The sequence below is a fragment of the Streptomyces sp. MS06 genome, assembly GCF_047200655.1.
Lineage (GTDB): Bacteria > Actinomycetota > Actinomycetes > Streptomycetales > Streptomycetaceae > Streptomyces.
Map to the genome: position 1 here is coordinate 1 of NZ_JBJZOJ010000067.1, position 14,691 is coordinate 14,691.

Sequence of the window (14,691 nt, forward strand, 5' to 3'; positions counted from 1 at the left end):
TGACACGGTGACTTCAAGTCAGGGTGCCCGCCGCACTCCCTTTCCTGTCTCATCGAGTGCGAGGGCAGCAGCCTGTGATCCTGATCGGTGTTGATCCCCACAAGTCGTCCCACACCGCCGTCGCCGTCGATGCCGCCGGCCACCAGGTGGCCCAGCGCCGATTCGTCGTCAACGCCGGAACCTTCCGCCAGCTGATGCGCTGGTGCGAGCAATGGCCCGACCGTCGTTTCGCGGTCGAGGGCGCCGGCGGCCTGGGCCGCCCCCTCGCCCAGCAGCTGGCCGCCGCCGGCGAGAACGTGGTGGACGTGCCCTCGACCCTGTCGGCCCGGGCCCGGCTGCTGGCCACCGGCGGAGACCGGAAGACCGACGCCAAGGACGCCCTCCACGTCGCCCAGGTCGCTCTCTTCCGCACCGACCTGCGGCCCGTGGTCCAAGAACACCAGACCACGATCCTGCGGCTGCTGACCGAGCGGCGGGACGACCTAGTCCACGAGCGCACCCGTGTTCTCAACCGGCTGCATGCCGTCCTGCGCGATCTTCTGCCCGGCGGAGCACCCACCGGTCTGTCGGCGGACAAGGCCGCGGCCTTGGTGAAGGGCATCCGGCCGGTCACGGCCACCGACAACTGCCGCCGGGACATAGCCCGTGACCTGCTGGCCGACCTGCGCAGACTGGACCGGCAGGTCAAGGACAACGAAGCCGAGATGCGCGAGGCCGTCGCCGCGACCCGCACCACACTGACCACCCTGCCGGGCCTGGGCACCGTGCTGGCCGCGAAGGTCATCGGCCACATCGGGGACGTCAGCCGGTTCCCCACCGAGCACCACTTCGCCAGCTACACCGGCAGCGCACCCCTGGACGCCTCCAGTGGCAACAACGTCCGCCACCGGCTCAATACCGGCGGCAACCGCGCGCTGAACTCGGTGCTGCACACCATCGCCGTCTGCCAGATCCGAGACGGCGGGCGCGGACAGGACTACTACCTGCGCAAGATCGCCGAGGGGAAGACGCCTTCGGAGGCCCGCCGGGCCCTGAAGCGACGGCTGTCCAACGTGGTCTACCGGATCATGAAACGAGATCAACGGAACCGCCTCGCTCAGGCCGCTTGACACACAGAGGCGCTATCAGGTCACGATCGCCTGGTCGGCCGCGTGCGTCGTGGCCCTCCGCAGCGAGTCGACAGTTCTCCGACATGACAGCCCTTGGGCGTCAGCTTCGATGTGGGTCAGACCCAGCGGAGGACCACGACGCCATCATCACTGCTTCGATGGTTCCTGAGTCTGCCATGTCCTGCAGGTGTCCGGGGTGTGCTGCGGGCGTGTCGCCCGATGCCGGGGTGTTCGCGCTGGTCAACAACCTGCGCGATCCGCGTGACCCGCGCGGGCGTCAGTACCCGCTCGGCGCGGTGTTGCTGATCGCGTTGTGCGCGATGGTCTGCCGTTTCGACTCCTTCCGGGCGATGGGCCAGTGGGCGGCCACGGCTCCACCGGCCACGCTGGAACGGCTGGGGCTGCGCCGCAGCGGGGCCTTCGGCCTGGTGACGGCCCCGAGCTCGGACACGATCCGCCGCGTGGTCAACGCGGTCATGCCGGGCGGACTGGAGGAGCTGCTGCGGGTCTACAAGGACAAGGCGCGGGTGGTGGCCGTGGACGGCAAGTGCCTGCGGGGCTCCAAGGACGCGGCCGGGCAGGCGGTGATGGTGCTCGGGGCGATGCTGCAGGACGGCACTCTGGCCGCACAGCAGAAGGTGGCGGACAAGGGCAGCGAGATCACCGGCTTCGCCGCGCTGCTGTCCGCGCTGGAGCTGGAGGACGCGGTGGTGGTCGCGGACGCGCTGCACACCCAGCGCGAGCACGCCAGGGTGCTGGTAGAGGAGTTCGGCGCGCACTACGCCTTCCCGGTCAAGCGCAACCAGCCCGAGCTGTGGAAGGCGTGCCGGAAGGTGCCCTGGCAGGGCGTGCGGGCGGCCTTCCGCTCCACCGTACGCGCTCACGGCCGCATCGGTACGCGGGTGGTGGAGGTGGTGAGCTTCGCCGGCCTGGACTTCCCCTACGCGCGTCAGGTCGCCCGCATCACCCGGTACCGCACCGTGCAGGCGAGGCGAGTGGGAAGCGCAGCCGGGAGACGGTGTACGTGATCACCGACCTGTCCTCCGGCCAGGCCGACCCGCAGCGCATCGGGGAGATCGTGCAGGCCGAGTGGGGCATCGAGAACAAGATCCATTATGTGCGGGATGTGACGTTCGGCGAGGACGCCTCCCGCATCCGCACCGGCCACGGGCCCCAGAACATGGCCACGTTGAGGTCGGTCGCCATGAACTTCCTCCGCACGATGGGCCGTTCGATCGCCGACGCACGCCGGCAGCTCGCCATCGCGCCGCACACCGCCCCACTCAACCTCTTCGGCATCCCCTGCGACCTGCACACTCATCCCTGAAATCCGACCTTGCAACAGCCCTGGTCTTCGGCCCGCACGGAACGGAAGGCCTGCAGAGCTTGGTCGCTGGAGGAGGCGAGGATGTCGATCAGGGGGACGGCCGTCGGGGCGACACTGACGCGTTTCCGCAGTTCAACGGACCCTTCCCCGCGGTTTCAACGGCACCTGCGGAAGTACCGGTGCGGCCAGTGGGGCGCCGTCGTAGCCCTTGACCTCGCCGAAGCGGGTGCCCTCCATCCAATCCCGGCGGGCCTGTTCGATCTCCTCCTGGGTGCGGCCGATCCAGTTCCAGAACATGATCAGTTCTTCCTCGAAGGGCTCGCCGCCGAGGAGCATGAGACCGGCGTCCGAGTCGGCGCGCAGGGGCAGTTCGGCGCGCCCGCAGCCGAGGTAGAGCATCGATCCGGGCGCTACGGGAACGCCGTCGACGTGGGCCTGGCCGGACATGGACAGCACGGCGTACTCGAAGTCCGGCTCGAGCGGCAGGCTCACGTCGGCACCGGCGGCGAGGGCTAGGTCGGCGCCGACGATCGGTGTGTAGGTGGTGCCGGGCGAGGTGGCGCCGTCCAGGGTTCCGAGGATGAGAGTCGCCGCCAGCGCCGGCGCCGTGACGACCGGGAGCGCGGCGTGGTGCTCGAAGTGCGGGTCGGTGTGGCGGTGGCCGTCCGGAAGTGCCACCCACAGTTGGGCGCCGTGCAGGAAGCGGGCGTGCGGCCTGGGACTCTCCTCCGAGTGGCTGATCGCCCGGCCGGAGGTCATCAGGCCCAGCTCGCGCGGACGGATGGTCTGGAGGCTGCCGGTGGAGTCGCGGTGCAGCACTTCCCCCTGGTGAAGCCAGCTCACCGTTTGCAGGCCCATGTGCGGGTGCGGCGGCACCTGCATGCCGGGCTCGTCCGCGATGTCGTCGGGACCGTAGTGGTCGACGAAGCACCAGGCGCCGACCATGCGCCGGCCCAGGTTGGGCAGCAGGCGGCGGACCTCGGTCGACTCGCCGAGCGGGACGCGGCGCGGGCTGAGGAGTTCGCGGACCGGTTCCGCCACGACGAAACCGCGGCCACCGCACACGGCGGGCGCCGCCTGGCGATCAAGATTGCTCATAGCGGACAACCTAGCCCTGCGCGGGGTGTCCCGTCAGTCCGTCCCCCCGGTCCACCCGCCGTGTTCGAGTGACCGGGGAAAATAGTAGCCATGTACATAATCGCCATGTACTGTATTTGTCATGAGCAAGGTCTCCGAGGGAGCGACTCCCGGTTTTCTGGTGTGGCGTCTGTCGATGAAGTGGCGGGTCGCCGTCGATCGCGCGGTGGCCCCGATGGGCCTCACCCACGCGCAGTACGCGCTGGTCGCGTCCCTGTACGGGATGCAGCGCACCGGGGAGCACCCCAGTCAGCGCCGACTGGCCGACCACACCGGCCTGGAGCCGCTGTACGTCTCGAAGCTGGCGCGCGCGCTGGAGGCCGCCGGCCTCGTCGACCGCACCCGGAACCCCCGCGACCCGCGAGCCGTTCAACTCGCCCTCACCGAGGAGGGACAGGCCACCGTCCGCCGGGCGATCACCGCCGTGCACGGACTGTTGCGGCAACTGCTGGCGCCGCTCGGCGGGCTGGACAGCGAGCGGACTCGCGCGTTCCGCCACGACCTGGAGACCCTGCTCGACACCCCGCTCGATCCGCTCAGCGAACACGAAGGCATCGACAAGGAGCACCCATGACCACCACCGCACCGCTCGTCGACCCCCGCGTCATCGGTCTGGCGCACTACGCCGGACGCGCGGTCCTCGAAACAGTCCTGGCCCGCCGCGGCGCCACCTTCCAGCAGATGGTCGCCCTGCGCCTGGTCGCCGTGGCGGACGGCGCCCTGGACCGCGACCAGCTCACGACCGACGTCGTCGACGCCCTCAAGGTCGCCCCCTCGGAGGCGGACCGCACGGTCGCCGAACTGCTGGCGGCGGACCTGATGGCGGCCGCGGGGGCGTCCTCCGTGCGCCTCACCGAGGCAGGGCGGGAGTTGTTCGACGCGAGCTCGGCGGAGACCTCGGCCATATCCGCCCGCATCTACGCCGGTATCCCGGACGGCGACCGCGCCGTGGCCGGCCGGGTCCTGGCGCTGGTCACCGAGCGCGCCAACGCCGAACTGGCCGCCCTGACCGAACCGAACGGCTAGTGGAATTTCCGGCCACGTCCGGTGCGTTCCCCTCCCGCGAAGGAGGTCGGCAGTGGAAGCAGCAAAGGCGACGTTCGGACCGGTCCACCCCGCGGCGACCGGATCGGACTACTACGCCCACGGAACGCAGGACGAACGCTGGGAGAGGGCGCGGCTGTTCTTCGACGCCCGCGACTACGCGGCCGCGGCGCGGGTGCTGGCCGCGCTGGTGGAGGAGGTGCCCGAGCAGAGCGGGCCTCGGCTGCTGCTGGCGCGCGCCTACTACCACTCGGCCCAACTCCGGCGAGCTGAGACGGTGTTGCGCAACATCGTCGATCGCGAACCGGTGGAGCACTACGCCCGGCTGATGCTGGGGCGCACCCTCGAGCGCCAGGGCCGGACCGAGGAGGCCCGGACCCATCTGCGGATCGCGTCGGCGCTGGCAGGCGCCTTCGAGGATCTCTGAGGGCGCGCCGCCCGGCCTGCGAGGAGGCGCAGGCGAGGAGGCGCAGGAGAAAGGAACGCGCGGCACCCGGGGAGTCGCCGGGGCGGGGCGGCACCGCGCCTCCGGCCCGGCAGCGGGCGACAGGCGCAAGGCCCGGAGGGTGGGGCGCCCCGCCTCCGGGACCGACCGGTGGCGGTGCGGGTCAGCCCCGGTAGGCCTCCAGCAGGCGCAGCCACACCTCGCTGATCGTCGGGTACGACGGGACGGCGTGCCAGAGCCGGTCGACGGGCACCCGGCCGGCCACGGCGACGGTCGCGGAGTGGATCAGTTCGCCGACGCCGGGGCCGACGAAGGTCACTCCCCGCACGATCTCGTCCTCCACGTCCACGACCATGCGGGCGTGGCCGCGGTAGCCCTCGGCGTACAGGGCCGCCCCCGCCACGGACGACAGGTCGACGTCGACGGCCCGCACCCGGTACCCGGCCCGCTCCGCCTCCGCCAGCGAGAGGCCGACGGCCGCTGCCTCCGGGTCGGTGAACACGACCTGGGGCACGGCGTGGTGGTCGGCGGTGGCGGAGTGCGCTCCCCAGGGGTCGGTCTCCAGCAGGGGGACGCCGGCGGCACGGGTGGCGATCGCGGCTCCGGCGATACGCGCCTGGTACTTGCCCTGGTGGGTGAGGAGGGCGCGGTGGTTGACGTCGCCGACCGCGTACAGCCAGTCGGTGCCGGTCACCCGCAGGCTGTCGTCGACGTCGAGCCAGGAGCCGGGTTCCAGGCCGACGGTGTCGAGCCCGATGTCGTCGGTGCGCGGTGCCCGGCCGGTGGCGAAGAGGATCTCGTCGGCCTCGATCCGGTCGCCGCGGTCGGTGGCGACGACCACGGTGCCCTCCTGCCGGGTCACCGACGTGACGGAGGTGCCGGTGCGGACGTCGGTGCCGGCCTCGGCGAGCGCCTCGGCCACGAGTTCGCCGGCGAACGGCTCCATTCGGGGCAGCAGCCCCTTCCCGCGTATCAGGAGGGTGACGCGGGAGCCGAGGGCCTGCCAGGCGGTGGCCATCTCGGTGGCGACGACCCCGCCTCCCACCACGACGAGCCGACCGGGGACGGACTGGGCGCTGGTGGCCTCGCGGCTGGTCCAGGGCCGCACCTCGGCGAGCCCCGGCAGGGCGGGCAGGGCGGCGCGGCTGCCCGTGCACACGGCGACGGCGTGCCGGGCGGTGAGGACGTGGCTGGCGCCGTCGGGGCCGGTCACCGCGACCGTGCGCTCGCCGGTGAGGCGCCCCTGCCCGCGGTAGAGGTCGGCGCCGACGCCGTCCAGCCACCGGACCTGGCCGTCGTCCTTCCAGTGCGAGGTGTAGTCGTTGCGGTGGGCGAGGACCGCGGACGCGTCCAGGGGCCCCTGGACGGCCTGGGCCAGGCCGGGTGTCCGGCGCGCGTCGGCGCGGGCGATCGCCGGACGCAGCAGGGCCTTGCTGGGCATGCACGCCCAGTAGGAGCATTCGCCGCCGACCAGTTCGCTCTCCACCACCGCGGTCGACAGGCCGGCCGCGCGGGTGCGGTCGGCGACGTTCTCCCCCACGGGCCCGGCCCCGAGCACCACGACGTCGTACGCGATGTTTTCCGTCTCCGTCTTCTCCGTCATGGACGTCAGTCTGATGGGTGGTGTGCGCGGCTGCCACATGGGTAAGGGCGCGGGACACCCGTCGGAATACCGGCCCGTCCGCCCGTGTTGTCGCGGGCGGTAACGCTCCAACACCGGAATGAGGGATCACACGCCATGAGCAGCACCGTGGAGCTCACCAAGGAGAACTTCGACCAGACCGTCACGGAGAACGAGTTCGTCCTGATCGACTTCTGGGCGTCCTGGTGCGGACCCTGCCGTCAGTTCGCGCCGGTCTACGAGAAGGCCGCCGGCGAGAACCCCGATCTGGTGTTCGGCAAGGTGGACACCGAGGCGCAGCCCGAGCTGGCCGCCGCCTTCGGTATCCAGTCCATTCCGACCCTGATGATCGTCCGTGACCAGGTGGCCGTCTTCGCGCAGCCCGGCGCCCTGCCCGAGTCGGCGCTGACCGATGTGATCGGCCAGGCCCGGAAGCTCGACATGGACGAGGTGCGCAAGAGCATCGCGGAGCAGCAGGCGGGGGACGGGAAGGGCCAGTAGGTCGGCGCCTCCCGCCCGTCCCGGGCCCGCACCGGTGTGGTCGCCGGAGCGGGCCCGCGGTGTGTACGGGTGCGGCGGGTTCGCGGGCTTCCCGCCGCCCGGCCGGTGGGTGAGGCGGAGCAGGGGGCCCGCGGGGCGCGGGCTGCCGCCCGCATCGTCTGCGCGTCCCGGATCAGCTGGAGTCGCGCCGTACCACCGAGACCCGGAGTACGCGGTGCGTCTCGGGGGGTGCACCGGGGTCGGAGACGGCGCGGTCCACCAGTTCGGCGAGTTGCGGGCCCGAGGGCAGGTGGATGCGGACCGTGCTGAGCCGCGGGCGCAGCAGTCGGCCGAGCAGCAGATCGTCGGAACCGATCACGGCCGTGTCCTCGGGAACGCGTACCCCCGCGTCCTGCAGCGCCCGCATCAGCAGCATGGCGTACTCGTCGTTGTAGGCGAAGACCGCGTCGAGGCCGAGTTCGGGCCAGCGGGCGGCGAGCCGGGTCGCCGAGTCCTCCTCGTAGGCCAGTGGCAGTGCGGTGACGGTGGCGCCGGTGCCGCGCAGCGCTTGGCGTGCACCCGCCAGGCGGGGCCGGGAGAACGCCCCCAGGCCGGGCTCCTCGGGGACGACGACGCCGATGCGCCGGCGGCCGCGGGCGTACAGGTGGCCTGCGGCGGCGTACCCGACGCTGCCGTGGTCCATCAGCAGGGCGTGGGCGCCCTCCACGGACTCGGGGCCGAGCGTGACCACGGCGCGGGCACCGGAGCGCTTCAGGACCGCCACGCCCTCCGGGCCGAGGCCGAATCCGGGTATCAGCACGGCGACCGGACGCAGTTCGGCCCAGGCGCGGGCGGCCTCGTCGCCCGGCACGGCGGCGGTGCCGTACTGCACGACGGTGTAGTCGAGACGGCCCAGGGCGCCCTGGAGTTCACTGACGAAGGCACTGTAGAGAGGGCCGACGGGGATGGCGGGGGCGGGCATCAGGACCATGCGGCTCCGGCCTGCGCGCAGGCTGCGGGCGGCCGCGTGGGGTACGTAGCCGAGTTCCCGGGCGGCCTCGCGGACTCGGCGGCGGGTGGCCTCGCTGATCCGCACGGCGGTGGCGTCGTTCAGGACGTAGGACACGGTCGCGCGCGAGACGCCGGCAAGGCGGGCCACGTCGGCGCTCGTGGGCGCCGAGGAGGGTGCCTGGGGCGCGGACGCGGACGTGTTCGGTATCTGCACCATGACGTACCGCATCTTGGCAGAAGCACCGGCGCGCCCTCGGGCCGGGGGAAGGATGGGGGCGCGCGCGTACGGGCCGTCCCCGGTCGACCCGCCCGTCACCTGCCGCATCACCTGCCGTGTCGCCGGGACGGCATGCCGCACGCCCGCGAAGGCTCCGGCGCGGGCGGACCGCACCCCGTCCGGCGATGCGCGGCAGGTCTCTCGCTGTTCGTCGCGCGGGGCGGTCAGCCGGGCGTCGGGGCGGTTCGGGTGACGCGGGCGACCAGGTCCGCCCAGCCGGCCTCCAGCCGTTCGAGCGGAACTCGCCGCTGCCGGAGCAGGTGGTGCACGAGTGCGGGACTGAGCTGGGCCATCAGCGCGTGCGCGAGCAGTTCGCAGTCCGCGTCCGGGACGACCTGCCGCAGCAGCATGACGACGTGGCTGTGCAGTACCCGCCCCGCTGGCACGGTGAAGCGCCGCTCGGGACTCGGCTCGGCGGCCATCTGCAGCTCCAGTTCCTCGGCCGTGCGGCGCAGCATGGCGCAGCCGAAGGCGCGCAGCCGGTCCACCGGCGGCGCGCCCGGACCGAGCGGAGGCGGCCCGCTGAGGAAGGAGGCCTGGAACTTGCGTTCGGAGTGGTCCAGCAGCGCGGTCAGCAGTCCGGTGCGGTCTCCGAAGCGGCGGAAGACGGTGCCCTTGCCGACCTCCGCGGCGGTGGCCACCGCCTCCATGGTCACGGAGTCCGCGCCGCGTTCCGCGATCAGCCGGGCGGCCGCCTCCAGCAGCCTGGCCCGGTTGCGGGCGGCGTCCGCGCGCAGGCACGGCTCGTCGTCGGCGGTCCCTATGGACAGGTACGCGGGGCCTGCCGCATCGGGGTCGGGGTCCGGCAGGGACGGCAGGACTGTGGACATGGGGACAGGGTAAAGCATCGGGAATGAAACTGGACCCCGGTCCGGTTAGCCTGATAGAACTCAAGCGGACTTCGGTCCGGATCGTTTCATCAGAGTGTTTTTCACACCCCCCAGGAGTCATCCATGTCTGTTCGCATCCTCGCGCTCGTCGGCAGCATCCGCTCCGGTTCGCACAACCGCCAGCTCGCCGAGGCCGCCGTGAAGCTCGCCCCGGCGGGCGCCGAGGTCGTGCTGTTCGAGGGGCTGGCCGAGATCCCGTTCTACAACGAGGACATCGACGTCCAGGACGGCGTGCCGGCCGCCGCCGCCCGACTGCGCGAGGCCGCCCAGGGCGCCGACGCGTTCCTGCTGTTCTCCCCGGAGTACAACGGCACCATCCCGGCCGTGCTGAAGAACGCCATCGACTGGCTGTCCCGCCCCTACGGCGCCGGGGCCTTCGGCGGCAAGCCGGTCGCCGTGGTCGGCACCGCCTTCGGCCAGTACGGCGGCGTGTGGGCGCAGGACGACACCCGCAAGGCCGTGGGCATCGCCGGCGGCAAGGTGATCGAGGACATCAAGCTGTCCATCCCGGGGTCGATGACCCGGTTCGCCGAGACCCACCCGGCCGACGACGCCGAGGTCGCCGCCCAGCTGACCGAGGTCGTCGCCCGGCTGCACGGGCACGCCGGGGAGCCCGTGGCCGCCTGAGCCGCGGGACCGGAGCCGCCGGACCGGCGCACCGGCGGACCGGCGGAGCCACAGGCCGACAGGCCGACAGGCCGACAGGCCGACAGGCCGAAGGGGCCGGCGGAGCGATCCGCCGGCCCCTTCGCCATGTCCACCCGCGCCTCGGCAGCGGGGTCGCCGCCCGCGCGGGGCGACCGCACGCGGTGCCGCCGCCGCGCGGTCGGGTGCCGCTACCGCGCGGCCATCCGCAGCGCGCCGTCCATACGGACGGTCTCGCCGTTGAGGTAGTCGTGCTCGGTGATCATGGTGACCAGTCGGGCGTACTCGTCGGGGCGGGCGAGACGCTGAGGGCAGGGCACGCTCGCGCCGAGGCCGGCCCGGACCTCGTCGCTGAACCCCGCCATCATCGGCGTGTCGACGATGCCGGGCGCGATGGTCATCACCCGGATGCCGTGCTGGGCGAGGTCGCGGGCGGCGGTGACGGTCATCCCGGCGACGCCCGCCTTGGACGCGGCGTAGGCGATCTGGCCGATCTGGCCCTCGAACGCGGCGATGGAAGCGGTGTTGACGATCAGGCCGCGGCGGCCTTCGGCGTCCGCTTCGTGCCGCAGCATGGCGGCCGCGGACAGCCGCAGCACGTTGAAGGTGCCGACCAGGTTGACGTCCACGACCGTGCGGAACAGGTCGAGGTCGTGCGGGCCGCGGCGGCCGACGATGCGGGCGGAGGGAGCGATACCGGCGCAGTTGACGGCCAGGCGGAGCACGGCGCCGTCGGACTCGATCCTCGCCAGCGCCTCCTGGACGGGCTCCTCGCGGGTGACGTCGGCGGGCAGCAGCGTGACGCCGTCCGGCCGGTCGCCGGCCTCGGCGACGGCCTTCTCCAGGTCGAGACCGTAGACGGTGGCCCCGCGTGCGGCGAGAGCGGCGGCGGTGGCCGCCCCCAGGCCGGAGGCGGCGCCGGTCACCAGGGCTGCGGATCCTGCGATGTCCATCGGGACTCCTCGGTGGGTACGGGCGGCGGGCAGGGACCGGGCCCGCCGGGGGGAGGTGGGGAGGATGGGGCGGTCAGTCGCTGAGGCCGCGGCTGATGACGAGCCGCTGGATCTGGTTCGTCCCCTCGAAAATCTGCATGATCTTGGCCTCCCGCATGTACCTCTCGACCGGGAAGTCACGCGTGTAGCCGTACCCGCCGAGCACCTGCACGGCGTCGGTGGTCACCTTCATCGCGGCGTCCGTGCACACCAGCTTGGCGACGCTGGCCTGCCGGCTGAAGGGCCGCCCGAGATCGCGGCGGCGGGCGGCGTCCAGGTAGGTGGCCCGGGCGGAGTCGACCGCGGCGGCCATGTCGGCGAGCAGGAACCCGAGGCCCTGGTGGTCGATGATGCGCCGGCCGAAGGTGGTGCGCTCGTTGGCGTACGAGACGGCGGCGCTCAGGGCGGCCTGGGCCAGGCCGGTGGCGCAGGCGGCGATACCCAGACGGCCGCAGTCCAGCGCGCTGAAGGCGATCTGCAGGCCGGCCCCCTCGGCGCCGATGCGCCGGTCCGCGTCGAGCACCGCGCCGTCCCAGTAGGCGGCGGTGGTCGGCACGGCGTGCAGGCCCATCTTGCGCTCGGGGGCCCCGAAGGAGAGGCCGTCGGCGGATCCGGGGGCAAGGAAGCAGGAGATCCCGTGGCTGCCGGGCGCGGTCCGGGCGAACAGGGCGTAGAAGTCGGCCTTGCCGCCGTGGGTGATCCAGGCCTTGGTGCCGGTGACGCGGTAGCCGCCGGCCACCGGTTCGGCCTTGCAGGACAGGGACGCCGCATCCGAACCCGCCTGCGGTTCGGAGAGGCTGTAGCCGCCGATCCGCTCACCGGCCAGCATCGCGGGCAGCCAGCGGTCCTTCTGCTCGTCGGTGCCGAAGGAGTTCAGCGGGTGGCAGGCCAGGGTGTGGACGCTGGTGGCGACCGCCACGGCCGCCCAGCGGGCGGCGAGCTCCTCCAGCACCTGCAGGTACACCTCGTAGGGCTGCCCGCCCCCGCCGTGCTCCTCGGGGTACACCAGGCCCAGCAGGCCGGCACGGCCCAGGGTGGCGAACAGGCCCTCGGGATACGTCTCCGCGCTTTCGTGCTGCTCGACGCGGGGTGCGAGTTCCTTGTCTGCGATCTCCCTGGTGAGGGCGATCAGATCCGCGGCTTCCGGGGTGGGGAGCAGGCGGTCGACGTCCACGGCGACTCCTAGCGGTCCTCAAATCTAGCGGTACTGTGCATGGTACCTCAGTACCGTTTTCCGTAGCAGGGCAGGTGGGGCTTGGAATACTGGCGGGGTGATCGAGACGTCTGCCGCCGAGAGCCCGAAGCCGACCGGACGCGGCGCCGCCCGCCGCTCCGAGCTTTTCGAGGAGCTGGTGGTCCTGCTGGTCGACCAGGGCTTCGCCCATCTGACCCTGGACGATCTCGCCGCACGACTGCACTGCTCCAAACGCACCCTGTACGGACTCGCGGGAAGCAAGGAGCAGCTCGTACGGGCCGCGGTGGTGCAGTTCTTCCGCCGGGCCACCGAACGGGTGGAAGCGGCCCTGGCCGCGGAGACGGAGCCCGCACGGCGGCTCGCGGCGTACCTGCACGCCGTCTCCGCGGAGCTGGCACCGGCCTCGGCACGCTTCTTCGACGACGTGGCCGCCTTCGAACCGGCGGCCGAGGTCTACGACCGCAACACGCTGGCCGCGGCGCGCCGCGTTCAGCAGCTCATCGAGGAGGGCACGGACGCGGGCGCGTTCCGCGAGGTGCACGTGGCCTTCGCCGCCGATGTGATCAGCTCGGTGATGGTGCGCATCCAGCGCCGCCAGGTGGCCGCCGCCACGGGTCTGAGCGACGCACAGGCGTACGCCCATCTGGCCGAACTGCTGCTGCACGGCCTCACCCGCTGAGCCGCGCCGCCACGCCGCCGTGGGCCCGGGGCCGACCAATGCCCCTTCCCGTGCGTGTGCCGCGGTCGGGACTCCCCCCTGACTCCCGGGGGTCGGCACCGCGCGGCGACGGCGGCGACGGCGCCGGCAGCGCGCGGCGCCGCCACCGGGTCCGGCTCAGACGGCAGGCGTGCGGGCGAGCCTGCGCAGGTTGTGGAACTGGCGGGTCTGCATCACGAAGTGGGCGGGCTCCCCGAGCAGCAGGTCGAAGGGCCGGGCCAGCCACCGGGGCCGGCTCTGGCCGCGGGTGCGCACCACCAGCCGGGTCGCACCGCCGGGCGCCGGGCTCAGGTGGAAGGCCCAGATCCCGTCCATCCGCACCGCGGGCAGCGGCTCCGACCACGGGTCGAAGGAACGACCGGCGATCGGGTCCAGGTCCGAGCGGAGGACCAGGGTCCGGTTGGGTTCCAGCAGTGCGACGCCGAACCAGCAGCTGCCGTCCCGTGTCGCGTCCAAGCGCTGGCCCTCCCGCAGCTCCTGCCAGGCGGGGACGATGCGCTCCGTGCTGGGGTGCCCCCAGTGGTCCAGCCGGTCCCAGCTGTACCAGCCGCCGCGGTCGCCGCCCATCTGCACCAGCCACGGCCACACCCGCTCGGGCGGCGCCGGCAGCGTGGTCGCCATCGTGGAACTTCCGTCGGCGTACGGCACCATCTCGTCGCCGGGGTAGGCGCGGTGCGCCTCGCTCGGCGTGGCGCCCCAGGTCAGCAGTTTCGGACGGAACCGCAGAGCGTAGACGGCCAGCGCGGCGGAGGCCGCCGTCAGGAAGGCCGGGGTGAGCGTCCGTCGGAGTGTGCGTGGTCGCGTCTGGCGCATCGTGCCCTCCGTGATCGGCGGGAGCGGGCCCGGCGCCGGCAGCCCGGCGCGAGGGCCTTCGCCTGGTTCCGGCCTAGCCCGCCCGGAAGGGTGGGGGCGAGGGCCGAACGGCCACCCCGTGGGAGGGCCGGTCGGCCCTTCCCGAGGCCCCACCGGCCCGGGTCCCGGGCGCGGCCCGCCGCGGGAGAATCCCGGACCCGCTGCCGGTCGGCGGGCGCCGGGTATCCCGGGCCCGACGCGCCGACCGCCGCCTGCGGCATCGGCCGACCGGTCCGGCCGTGCAGGTGGCGCGTCCGGTCGCGAGAAGTGAAGGGGGAACGGGGGCACCGGCGTTGCACGCCCTCGCCGGGGGCTTAGGGTGCTCTCCGTGACTACGTCCACCGATGAGAACGTCCCCGGCCGCCACGGCCCCACCGCCACCACCGAGGCCGCCCCCCGCGAGGTCGGCCGGGTGCGCACCGAGTACTCGCCCGCGCACGACGGCGACCCCGACCCCGGGGAGATCGTGTGGACGTGGGTGCCCTTCGAGGAGAACGACGGCCGGGGCAAGGACCGTCCGGTCCTGGTCGTGGCGCGGGAGACGGCGGGCACCCTCCTGGCCGTGCAGCTCTCCAGCAAGGGGCACGACGGCGACCGGGAATGGGTCCCGCTCGGCAGTGGGCCGTGGGACCGCTCCGGTCGCGCGTCCTGGGTGGACCTGGACCGGGTGCTGCGCCTGCACGAGGACGGTATGCGCCGGGAGGCCTGCGCACTGGACCGGATGCGGTTCGACCTGGTCAGGCATCGGCTGCGGGAACGCTACGGCTGGAACTGACCGACAGGATCCGCGGGGCGGGCGCCGCACCCCGAGCGGGCTCGCGGCACGCTCCCTCGCCGGGGCGCACCCGGCCCGTGCACACGGGCGCGGTGCGGGACCGGTCGGCACGGCCCGCCCGGCACACGACGACGGACCCGGGGGCCCGACGCACGACGACGGACCCGGGGCCC

Annotated in this window: 17 protein-coding genes; 10 read left to right on the forward strand and 7 right to left on the reverse strand. The window is 73.0% G+C overall.

The features are described from left to right. Positions 1-74: 74 nt before the first annotated feature. The 3 genes from ACL02U_RS27710 to ACL02U_RS27720 all read left to right on the forward strand — a co-directional run bounded on the left by ACL02U_RS27710 (position 75) and on the right by ACL02U_RS27720 (position 2,436). Positions 75-1,109, forward strand: coding sequence for an IS110 family transposase (locus tag ACL02U_RS27710; RefSeq protein ID WP_412793699.1), 1,035 nt, complete (start codon positions 75-77; stop codon positions 1,107-1,109). A 209-nt stretch (positions 1,110-1,318) separates the two neighbouring features. Then, a complete protein-coding gene (locus tag ACL02U_RS27715; RefSeq protein WP_412793700.1) occupies positions 1,319-2,137 on the forward strand; it encodes an ISAs1 family transposase in 819 nt (272 codons plus the stop codon). Continuing rightward, positions 2,134-2,436 (forward strand): transposase, encoded by a 303-nt coding sequence (locus ACL02U_RS27720; protein WP_412793701.1) that lies wholly within the window; start codon positions 2,134-2,136, stop codon positions 2,434-2,436. The genes ACL02U_RS27715 and ACL02U_RS27720 overlap by 4 nt, the downstream gene beginning before the upstream one ends. Before the next feature lie 132 nt (positions 2,437-2,568). Here ACL02U_RS27720 and ACL02U_RS27725 read toward each other — a convergent pair whose 3' ends face one another. Next, positions 2,569-3,534 (reverse strand): pirin family protein, encoded by a 966-nt coding sequence (locus ACL02U_RS27725; protein ID WP_412793702.1) that lies wholly within the window; start codon positions 3,532-3,534, stop codon positions 2,569-2,571. A 121-nt stretch (positions 3,535-3,655) separates the two neighbouring features. On the opposite strand from ACL02U_RS27725, the gene ACL02U_RS27730 reads away from it, so the two are divergent. From ACL02U_RS27730 to ACL02U_RS27740, 3 genes are read left to right on the forward strand one after another with little or no spacing between them, the layout of a single operon-like run. Continuing rightward, positions 3,656-4,147 carry a MarR family winged helix-turn-helix transcriptional regulator gene (locus ACL02U_RS27730; protein ID WP_412793703.1) on the forward strand — a complete coding sequence of 164 codons (492 nt, stop codon included), beginning with the start codon at positions 3,656-3,658 and terminating at the stop codon, positions 4,145-4,147. Next, entirely contained in the window at positions 4,144-4,599 is a 456-nt protein-coding gene (locus ACL02U_RS27735; protein WP_412793704.1) for a MarR family transcriptional regulator, read from the forward strand. Before ACL02U_RS27730 ends, ACL02U_RS27735 begins: the two co-directional genes overlap by 4 nt. 52 nt (positions 4,600-4,651) lie before the next feature. Beyond that, positions 4,652-5,044 (forward strand): tetratricopeptide repeat protein, encoded by a 393-nt coding sequence (locus ACL02U_RS27740; RefSeq protein ID WP_412793705.1) that lies wholly within the window; start codon positions 4,652-4,654, stop codon positions 5,042-5,044. Positions 5,045-5,225: 181 nt separating this feature from the next. Here the strand turns inward: ACL02U_RS27740 and ACL02U_RS27745 are convergent, their stop codons facing one another. Further along, positions 5,226-6,665 carry a dihydrolipoyl dehydrogenase family protein gene (locus ACL02U_RS27745; protein ID WP_412793706.1) on the reverse strand — a complete coding sequence of 480 codons (1,440 nt, stop codon included), beginning with the start codon at positions 6,663-6,665 and terminating at the stop codon, positions 5,226-5,228. Between the two features lie 135 nt (positions 6,666-6,800). Between ACL02U_RS27745 and trxA the strand changes: the two genes are divergently transcribed. Further along, positions 6,801-7,184, forward strand: coding sequence for a thioredoxin (trxA, locus tag ACL02U_RS27750; RefSeq protein ID WP_412793707.1), 384 nt, complete (start codon positions 6,801-6,803; stop codon positions 7,182-7,184). Between the two features lie 172 nt (positions 7,185-7,356). Here the strand turns inward: trxA and ACL02U_RS27755 are convergent, their stop codons facing one another. Continuing rightward, complete coding sequence (locus tag ACL02U_RS27755; protein WP_412793708.1) at positions 7,357-8,403, reverse strand: LacI family DNA-binding transcriptional regulator; 1,047 nt, start codon at positions 8,401-8,403, stop codon at positions 7,357-7,359. A gap of 212 nt (positions 8,404-8,615) precedes the next feature. Then, positions 8,616-9,281, reverse strand: a complete 666-nt coding sequence (locus ACL02U_RS27760) for a TetR/AcrR family transcriptional regulator (RefSeq protein WP_412793709.1) — start codon at positions 9,279-9,281, stop codon at positions 8,616-8,618. Between the two features lie 123 nt (positions 9,282-9,404). On the opposite strand from ACL02U_RS27760, the gene ACL02U_RS27765 reads away from it, so the two are divergent. Beyond that, on the forward strand, positions 9,405-9,968 hold the full coding sequence (locus ACL02U_RS27765) for an NAD(P)H-dependent oxidoreductase (protein WP_412793710.1): 564 nt from the start codon (positions 9,405-9,407) through the stop codon (positions 9,966-9,968). 209 nt (positions 9,969-10,177) lie between these two features. On the opposite strand, the gene ACL02U_RS27770 is transcribed toward ACL02U_RS27765, so the two are convergent. Next, on the reverse strand, positions 10,178-10,939 hold the full coding sequence (locus ACL02U_RS27770) for an SDR family NAD(P)-dependent oxidoreductase (RefSeq protein WP_412793711.1): 762 nt from the start codon (positions 10,937-10,939) through the stop codon (positions 10,178-10,180). Between the two features lie 73 nt (positions 10,940-11,012). Further along, positions 11,013-12,152 carry an acyl-CoA dehydrogenase family protein gene (locus ACL02U_RS27775; RefSeq protein ID WP_412793712.1) on the reverse strand — a complete coding sequence of 380 codons (1,140 nt, stop codon included), beginning with the start codon at positions 12,150-12,152 and terminating at the stop codon, positions 11,013-11,015. 97 nt (positions 12,153-12,249) lie between these two features. Between ACL02U_RS27775 and ACL02U_RS27780 the strand changes: the two genes are divergently transcribed. Continuing rightward, complete coding sequence (locus ACL02U_RS27780; protein WP_412793713.1) at positions 12,250-12,852, forward strand: TetR/AcrR family transcriptional regulator; 603 nt, start codon at positions 12,250-12,252, stop codon at positions 12,850-12,852. A 156-nt stretch (positions 12,853-13,008) separates the two neighbouring features. Here ACL02U_RS27780 and ACL02U_RS27785 read toward each other — a convergent pair whose 3' ends face one another. Next, positions 13,009-13,704 (reverse strand): hypothetical protein, encoded by a 696-nt coding sequence (locus ACL02U_RS27785; RefSeq protein WP_412793714.1) that lies wholly within the window; start codon positions 13,702-13,704, stop codon positions 13,009-13,011. 367 nt (positions 13,705-14,071) lie between these two features. On the opposite strand from ACL02U_RS27785, the gene ACL02U_RS27790 reads away from it, so the two are divergent. Next, positions 14,072-14,518 carry a type II toxin-antitoxin system PemK/MazF family toxin gene (locus ACL02U_RS27790; protein WP_412793715.1) on the forward strand — a complete coding sequence of 149 codons (447 nt, stop codon included), beginning with the start codon at positions 14,072-14,074 and terminating at the stop codon, positions 14,516-14,518. Positions 14,519-14,691 lie beyond the last annotated feature (173 nt).